This is a genomic window from Ornithinicoccus halotolerans (genome assembly GCF_009602535.1).
GTDB classification, from domain to species: Bacteria; Actinomycetota; Actinomycetes; order Actinomycetales; family Dermatophilaceae; genus Ornithinicoccus; species Ornithinicoccus halotolerans.
In genome coordinates this window covers 20,245-27,779 of sequence record NZ_WIQI01000029.1, presented here as the reverse complement: position 1 = coordinate 27,779, position 7,535 = coordinate 20,245, and the positions used below count along the sequence as shown (strand labels likewise).

The following is a 7,535-nucleotide window of genomic DNA, read 5'->3' as shown; positions in this document are numbered from 1 at the left end:
CCGCGGGGCGGCGGCGGCCAGCTCCCGGGCGTCGCCCGGGGCCGCCTCGCGCAGCACGGCGGTCGCGCGGAAGATGTCGCCCTCCAGCTCCAGGTCACCGGCGACGTAGGCCCGCGCCAGCCCCAGCTCGTCGGGGGACCAGGCGATCCGGCGCACCGCCTCGGGCCGGCGGAAGTGGATGGTGCAGGCGGGACTCGGGTGGTCCCGCACGCTCCCGTCCCAGAACGTGAACCTGATGGGCACCCGCGGCCCGAGCAGCCGGTCCAGCGCCGGCCCCATCGTCGCGGCCACCGTCGAGTCCGTCGCCTCCGGCGAACCCGTCGGGCCCGCCGGACCCGTCGAGCCGCCCGAGTCGGTCGGCTCCGTCGCCCCCATCGAGCTGGTCGACCTCGTCGACACCACGTCTCACCTCCGGCCGGTCCGGCAGCGGGGCGCGACGCCGCGTCACACCCCGACGCTGACGCCCCCGATCCTGACAGACCCGGGCGCCCGGGCACAGCCCGTGCCCGGCGGGCCCCGACGGTCTACCGTAGGAGCAGCCGCTACCGGAGCCGACGACGAGGAGACCCCATGCTGCGCAAGATCGCCCGACCGCTGCTCGCCAGCGCCTTCATCGCCCACGGGGTGGAGGCCCTGCAGCGCCCGGGCAGCCGGGTGCCCGTGGCGGAGCGGTTCACCCGCGACGTCGCCGAGCCGCTGGGGCTGCCGGACGACCCCGAGCTGCTGGTGCGCGTCAACGGCGCCGTCATGGCCGGCGCCGGCGCCCTGCTCGCGATCGGGCGGATGCCGCGGCTGGCCGGTGCCGCGCTGGCCGTCAGCCTGCTGCCGTCCACGGTCTACGAGCACCGGTTCTGGGAGGAGACCGAGCCGGAGGCGCGGGAGGCCGCCAAGAAGCGGTTCTACACCAACCTGGGCCTGGTCGGCGGGGTGCTCCTCGCCTCGGTCGACACCGGTGGTCGGCCGGGGCTGGTGTGGCGCTCCCGCAACGCCGCCCGGATCGGCCGGCTCGAGTCCGAGCTGGCGGCGAAGCACACCATGCGGAACCTGACCGACAAGCTCCCGTTCTGATCCGGTGACCGGCCTGTGGGCGGCGCCGCACGCCACGCGCCCCGTCCGCGGCAGCGTCACCGTGCCGGCCAGCAAGTCGCTGACCAACCGGTACCTGCTCCTGGCCGCGCTCGCCGACGGCCCGAGCCGGGTCGCCAACCCGCTGGTGTCCCGCGACGCCGAGCTGATGCTCGGCGCGGTGACCGCCCTGGGCGTGGACGTCCGCCGAGAGCCCGCGGACCGTGCCTGGGTCCTCACCCCGCCGCCGCGGCTGCGGGGTGGTGCCCAGGTCGACTGCGGGCTGGCCGGGACGGTGCTGCGGTTCGTGCCCCCGGTGGCCGCCCTCGCGGCGGGGCCGGTGACCTTCGACGGTGACCCGCAGGCCCGGGTGCGCCCGCTGGCACCGCTGGTCGGGGCGCTGCGCGACCTCGGCGTGCGGGTCGAGGCGGCGGCCGGGGACCGGCTGCCGATCACCGTGCACGGCACCGGCCGGGTCAGCGGCGGTGACGTGGCGATCGACGCCTCGGGCACCTCGCAGTTCCTCAGCGCGCTGCTGCTGCTCGGCGCCCGGTGCGAGCAGGGGCTGCGGGTGCGCCACACCGGCGACCGGCTGCCCAGCGTGCCCCACGTCGCGATGACCGAGCAGGTGCTCACCGAGGCCGGTGTCCGGGTGGAGCGCGCCGGTGACCGGGAGTGGCACGTGGCGCCCGGACCGGTGCGCGCGCTGCATCTCGCCGTCGAGCCGGACCTCTCCAGCGCCGCCCCGATGCTGGCCGCCGCCGCCGTCACCGGCGGCACCGTCACCGTGCCCGGGTGGCCGCACCGCACCACCCAGGCCGGTGACCGGATGCGGGAGGTGCTCAGCCGCATGGGCGTCGCCGTCGAGCAGGGCGAGTCCGGGCTGACCGTCCACGGCCCCGGCGAGCCGGGCCGGCCCGGGCTCGCCGGGGTGGACCTGGACCTGCACGACGCCGGGGAGCTCACCCCCGTCGTCGCGGCCCTGGCGGCGCTCGCCGACGGGCCGTCGGTGCTGCGCGGGGTCGCCCACCTGCGCGGGCACGAGACCGACCGGCTGGCCGCGCTGGAGACCGAGCTGCGCCGGCTCGGCTGCGGCGTCCGGCAGACCGAGGACGGGTTGGCCATCGACCCCGCGCCCCTCACGGCCGGCACGCTGCGCACCTACGCCGACCACCGGATGGCGATGGCCGCCGCCGTGCTCGCGCTGGCGGTCCCCGGCGTGCTGGTCGAGGACGTCGGTACCACCGCCAAGACCTACCCCGGCTTCGCCCAGGCCTGGGAGGAGCTCGTCGGCTGATGGGCCGCTACGACCGGTACGACGAGTCGCAGGTGCGGGTCCGGCCGGCGCGGCGCGGCAGCCGGCCACGGACCAAGGACCGCCCCGAGCACGCCGACGCCGAGGTGGGGGTGGTGGTCGCCGTCGACCGCGGCCGCTACACCACCCGGCTGGACGGGCGCACCGTCGTGGCGATGCGGGCCCGGGAGCTGACCCGCACCGCCACCGTGGTCGGTGACCGGGTCGCCATGGTCGGTGACACCAGCGGCCGGGAGGGCACCCTGGCGCGCATCGTCCGGGTCGAGGAACGGCGCACCGTGCTGCGCCGCAGCGCCGACGACACCGACCGGGTGGAGCGGGTGATGGTCGCCAACGCCGACCAGGTGGGGATCGTCACCGCCCTGGCCGAGCCGGAGCCGCGGCGGCGGATGATCGACCGCTGCCTCGTCGCCGCCTACGACGCGGGGATCGACCCGCTGCTGGTGCTGACCAAGGCCGACCTGGCCGACCCGGAGTCGCTGCTGGCCGACTACGCGGCACTGGACGTGCCGTCGGTGGCCACCGCCGGCATCGACGGACCGGACCCGCAAGGGCTGCAGGAGCTGCGTGACCGGCTCGCCGACCGCACCACGGTGCTCGTCGGGCACAGCGGCGTCGGCAAGTCGACGCTGGTCAACGCCCTGGTGCCGGACGCCGACCGCAGCATCGGGGTCGTCAACGTCGTCACCGGCCGGGGGCGGCACACCTCGACCAGCGCGGTCGCGCTGGCCCTCCCCGGGGGCGGCTGGATCATCGACACCCCCGGGGTCCGTTCGTTCGGCCTCGGTCACGTGGACCCCCACGGGTTCGTCGACGTGTTCCCCGACCTCGCGCCAGGCACCGCCGGCTGCCCACGGGCCTGCAGCCACGACGAACCCGGCTGCGCACTGGACGCGTGGGTCAGCTCCGGGGGTGCGGGACCCAACGGCGCGGCCCGGCTCGACTCCCTGCGGCGGCTGCTACGCAGCAGGCAGTAGGTTGCCTCAGGTGGTGACCTTCGACGACGACCTCCGCCTGGCCCACGTGCTCGCCGACGCGGTCGAGCGTGCCACCCTGCAGCAGTTCGCCTCCTCCGACCTGCAGGTCGAGGTCAAGGACGACGGGACGCTGGTGACCCAGACCGACCGGTACGTCGAAGAGCTGCTGCGCCACCAGCTCTCCCGCACCCGCCCCCGGGACGTGGTGCAGGGCGAGGAGCTGGCGACCACGGGGCACGGGAACCGGCGTTGGGTGCTGGACCCCATCGACGGGACCGTCAACTACATCCGCGGCGTCCCGGTCTGGGCCACCCTCATCGGGCTCATCGTGGACGACTCCCCGGTGCTGGGGTTGGTCGCTGCCCCGGCGCTGGCCCGTCGCTGGTGGGCCGCCCGCGGGTCCGGCGCGTGGACCGGGCGCACCCTCAGCCGGGCCAAGCGGATCCACGTCGCGGACACCTCCAGGGTCGAGCACGCCTCGCTCAGCTACTCCGACCTGGACCGGTGGCTGACCCATCCGCAGCGGGCGGGCTTCCTGGACCTGGCCTCCCGGTGCTGGCGCACCCGCGCCTACGGCGACTTCCTCAGCCACGTCCTGGTCGCCGAGGGCGCGGTCGACATCGCGCTCGACCCGCACCTGGACCTGCACGACATGGTGGCGCTCGCGCCGCTGGTGAGCGAGGCCGGTGGCCGGTTCACCGACCTGGCGGACAACCCGGGCCCGTTCGGGACCAGCGCGGTCACCACCAACGGCACCCTCCACGACGACGTGCTGGCGCTGCTGGCCGGCGCCGCCGCGGCCCGGGCGTGAGCCGCGACCGGCACGCTCGCCGGGCCCGCGCATTGCTCGCCGCCGCCTGGGCGGCGGCCCTGCTGGCCGTCCCGGGCGGTGACGCCGCGGTCGCCGACCACCGCACCGAGCTGGAGCGCGCCGACCTGCAGCGGCTGACCGTGCTGGTCACCAAGGAGCAGCCGCTGCGACCGCCGGAGTACGAGCCGCCGGACCTGGTGGGCTGGCGCGACGAGCCGTACCAGGTCCGCGCGGAGGTGAGCACCCAGCTGGAGCGGCTCTTCACCGCGGCCGAACGGGACGGCGCCCCGCTACGAGTGGTCAGCGGCTACCGCTCGTTCCAGACCCAGGCGGAGGTGTTCGACTACTGGCGGCGCCGGCACGGCGAGGAGGTGGCCGAGCGGCGCAGCGCCCGCCCGGGCCACAGCGAGCACCAGACCGGGCTCGCGGTCGATGTCGACGGCAGCTCGGGCGGCTGCTACCTGCGGCAGTGCTTCGGCGACACCGAGGCCGGCCGGTGGGTGGCCCGGCACGCCCACCGGTTCGGGTTCGTCCTCTCCTACCCGCCGGACACGCTGGAGCGCACCGGCTACGCCTACGAGCCGTGGCACCTGCGCTACGTGGGCCCCCGGCTCGCGGGGGCCATGCGCGAGCAGGACATCGCGCTGCTGGAGGACGCCCTGCGGGGCCCGTTCGGCTCCGCGCTGTGGGGGGCGCTGCTCGGTCGGGGTCACTGACCCACGGGCACCACCTGCACCGGACCGCGGCCCAGCGCCGCCAGCTCGTCGACGCGGTCGGTGAGGTCCCCGACCAGCACCATGGTCCAGTCGCCGGGCCGGTGCGCGGCCCAGGCGCGGCGAGCGTCCTCGGCCTCCAGGGACCGCACCCGCTCCACGGTGCGGGTGACGAAGTCCAGCGGCAGCTCCTCCATCGCCAGCCCGAGCGCCTCGTCGGCCACCACGTCGGCGGTGGCGTAGCGGCCGGGCGCGGTCCGGGCGAGGAAGTCGGCACTGTGCCGCAGCTCCTCCTGCGTCAGCTCTTCCGGCTCGACCTCCAGCACCGACAGCAGCTCCTCGAGCGCGGGGACGGCGGCGTCGCCGCGGACCGCACCGGTCGCCAGGAACTGCCCGCCCCGGCGACGCGGCCGGAACCCGGCCCGGATGCCGTAGGTGTAGCCGCGCTCCTCGCGCAGCACCCGGTCCACCCGGGCGGTGGGCGAGCCGCCGAGCGCGAACGACAGCACCTGGAAGGTGCCCCAGCCCAGCGGGTGGTCCCGGCCCGGTCCTGGGGCTCCCAGGTGCAGCTGGGCCTGCACCGAGTCGGGCCGGTCCACGACCACGATCCGGGCGGCGTCCTCGGCCCGGCGCCCGGGATCGGGCTGCGGCCGTTCGGCCGCACCGGCGGGCGCCTGCCAGCGGCCCAGCGTCGTGCCCACGAGGTCCCGCACCTCCTCCGCCGGCAGGTCGCCGGCGACGACGAGGACGGCGCCGCGCGGGTGCACCACCTGGGCGTGGAAGTCCCGCACCGCGGCGGGGGTGACGGCCGCGACCGTCTCCCGGGACCCACCGGCCGGGCGGGAGGCCCGGTCCGCGGGGTGGAAGTAGGTGCGCTGGAACTCACGCGCCGCCCGCCCGGCCGGGTCGGCCAGCTCGTGGGCGATGTCGGCCAGCCGGGTGCGCACCTGGCGAGCGACCTCCGGCTCGGGGTAGCTGGCCTCGGCCAGGCACTCGGTCAGCAGCGCGAGCGCGTCCCCCAGGTGGTGACCGACGACGTCCAGGCTGGCCACGATGCCCCGCTCGCCGGCGCCCGCGCCGAGCGCGATGCCCCGGCGCTCCAGCTCCTCGGCGAGGTCCTCGGCCGAGCGGCGGGTGGTGCCCTCGTCCAGGCACCGGGTGAGCAGCAGCGCGACGCCCTCGCGGTCCTCGGGCTCGGCCGACAGCGGGACCGGCAGCCCGAGCCGGCAGGCGAGCACGTGCTGGCCGGGGATCCGGTAGTGGTGGACCGTCAGCCCGTTGTCCTCCTGCCAGCTGACGGGCAGCGGGAAGCTCCACGGCCCGGGTGGGGCGACGTCCGGCACCGTGACCGGCCCCGGGGTCATGCGGCCCCCTCCTGCCCCGGCCCGACGCCGTGCCGGTACGCCACGGTGGCGCGCTGCTCGGGCCGCAGCCAGTGCGCGGCGGCCCGGCGCACGTCAGCGGGGCGCACCGCCGCGATGTCGTCCAGGTGCTGGTTGAGGTAGTGCGGGTCGTCGTGCAGCAGCGTGAAGTGGCTGAGCAGGTCGGCCCGCTCCTCCTGGGCCCCGGTGGCCTCCAGCCAGGACCGCTCGGTGTCGGCCAGCGAGGCAGCCAGCTCCAGCTCCGTCGGTCCCTCGTCGGCGAACCGTGCCAGCTCCTCGTCCAGGACCTCCTCCACCTCGTCGGGGTTGACCCCCTCCGCCACGTCCACGCCCACGAAGCCCAGCGAGGAGCCCCCGACCAGGCCCATCGCGGCGGCTGAGCACCCGGTCGCCAGGTCCCGGCGCCGCACCAGCGTCCGGTGCAGCCTGCTCACCGTCAGCCCGCCGAGCGCGTCGAGCGCGACGGAGGCCGCGGTGAATTCGGGCGTGTGCGCCACGGGCAGCCGGAAGCCGACGTAGAGCCGTTCGGTCGGCACCCGCTCGCTGTGCTCCTCCCGAGGACGGTCCGCCAGCGGGGGGAGCGGCTCGGCCGGCGGCGGCACCGCGCGCGCCGCCGGCTCCCAGTCACCGAAGTGCCGCTCCACCAGCGTGAAGGCCTGCTCCGGGTCCACGTCGCCCACGATCCCGATCACGGTGGCACCCGGGTGGTAGTGGCGGCGGTAGAAGGCGTGCACCTGCGGCAGCGTGGCCGCGTCGAGGTCGGCCATGGAGCCGATCGTCGGGTGGTGGTAGGGATGGCCCTCGGGGAACACCAGGCCGATCAGGTCGGTCACCGCGGTGCCGTAGGGCTGGTTGTCGTAGCGCTGCCGCTTCTCCTCCTTGACCACGTCCCGCTGGTTGTCCAGGTTGGCCTGGGTCACCGCCGGCAGCAGCCGCCGGTGGCGGTCGGCCTCGAGCCACAGCACCAGCTCGAGGGCACCGGTCGGGACCGTGGCGAAGTAGGCGGTGCGGTCGAACCAGGTGGTGGCGTTCAGCTGCCCACCGGCGGACATGATCCGCGAGAAGTGCTCCCCCTCGGCCACGTTCTCCGACCCCTGGAACATCAGGTGCTCGAACAGGTGCGCCAGCCCGGTCGCCCCCGCCTGCTCGTGCCGGGAGCCCACGTCCACCCAGATGTTGACGGTGACTGTCGGCACCAGGTGGTCCTCGCTGACGACGACCCGAAGCCCGTTGTCCAAGGTCCGGCTACGGATCGGATAGCTCAACGGCACG

8 protein-coding genes are annotated in these 7,535 nt (G+C 75.9%); 5 read left to right on the top strand and 3 right to left on the bottom strand.

Features of this window, described 5'->3' with window-relative positions:
* Positions 1 to 291, bottom strand: a 291-nt coding sequence (locus GFJ45_RS07515) for a DUF7884 domain-containing protein (RefSeq protein WP_456093924.1), incomplete at its 3' end; no start/stop codon positions are given.
* 279 nt (positions 292 to 570) lie between these two features.
* Between GFJ45_RS07515 and GFJ45_RS07510 the strand changes: the two genes are divergently transcribed.
* The 5 genes from GFJ45_RS07510 to GFJ45_RS07490 are packed head-to-tail and all read left to right on the top strand — an operon-like array spanning position 571 to position 4,884.
* The gene (locus GFJ45_RS07510; protein WP_153395759.1) at positions 571 to 1,068 is read left to right on the top strand and encodes a DoxX family protein; all 498 of its coding nucleotides are present in this window, start codon (positions 571 to 573) and stop codon (positions 1,066 to 1,068) included.
* Between the two features lie 4 nt (positions 1,069 to 1,072).
* Positions 1,073 to 2,362: a 3-phosphoshikimate 1-carboxyvinyltransferase gene (gene aroA, locus GFJ45_RS07505; RefSeq protein WP_153395757.1), complete on the top strand. Its 1,290-nt coding sequence runs from the start codon at positions 1,073 to 1,075 to the stop codon at positions 2,360 to 2,362.
* The gene (gene rsgA / locus GFJ45_RS07500; RefSeq protein ID WP_153395755.1) at positions 2,362 to 3,357 is read left to right on the top strand and encodes a ribosome small subunit-dependent GTPase A; all 996 of its coding nucleotides are present in this window, start codon (positions 2,362 to 2,364) and stop codon (positions 3,355 to 3,357) included. The genes aroA and rsgA overlap by 1 nt, the downstream gene beginning before the upstream one ends.
* A 10-nt stretch (positions 3,358 to 3,367) precedes the next feature.
* Positions 3,368 to 4,168 (top strand): inositol monophosphatase family protein, encoded by an 801-nt coding sequence (locus tag GFJ45_RS07495; RefSeq protein WP_153395753.1) that lies wholly within the window; start codon positions 3,368 to 3,370, stop codon positions 4,166 to 4,168.
* Entirely contained in the window at positions 4,165 to 4,884 is a 720-nt protein-coding gene (locus tag GFJ45_RS07490; RefSeq protein ID WP_153395751.1) for a M15 family metallopeptidase, read from the top strand. Before GFJ45_RS07495 ends, GFJ45_RS07490 begins: the two co-directional genes overlap by 4 nt.
* Here GFJ45_RS07490 and GFJ45_RS07485 read toward each other — a convergent pair.
* Together GFJ45_RS07485 and GFJ45_RS07480 are read right to left on the bottom strand one after the other, a co-directional pair.
* Positions 4,878 to 6,245, bottom strand: a complete 1,368-nt coding sequence (locus GFJ45_RS07485) for a M16 family metallopeptidase (protein ID WP_153395749.1) — start codon at positions 6,243 to 6,245, stop codon at positions 4,878 to 4,880. The two genes, GFJ45_RS07490 and GFJ45_RS07485, sit on opposite strands and share 7 nt — an antisense overlap.
* Positions 6,242 to 7,534: a M16 family metallopeptidase gene (locus GFJ45_RS07480; RefSeq protein ID WP_153395747.1), complete on the bottom strand. Its 1,293-nt coding sequence runs from the start codon at positions 7,532 to 7,534 to the stop codon at positions 6,242 to 6,244. Before GFJ45_RS07480 ends, GFJ45_RS07485 begins: the two co-directional genes overlap by 4 nt.
* Position 7,535: the final 1 nt, after the last annotated feature.

What these genes read in the sequence shown, in the direction of transcription:
- GFJ45_RS07510 (WP_153395759.1), top strand. Translation starts at nt 571, where the DNA reads ATGCTGCGCAAGATCGCCCGACCGCTGCTCGCCAGCGCCTTCATCGCC.
- rsgA (WP_153395755.1), top strand. Translation starts at nt 2,362, where the DNA reads ATGGGCCGCTACGACCGGTACGACGAGTCGCAGGTGCGGGTCCGGCCG.
- GFJ45_RS07485 (WP_153395749.1), bottom strand. Translation starts at nt 6,245, where the DNA reads ATGACCCCGGGGCCGGTCACGGTGCCGGACGTCGCCCCACCCGGGCCG.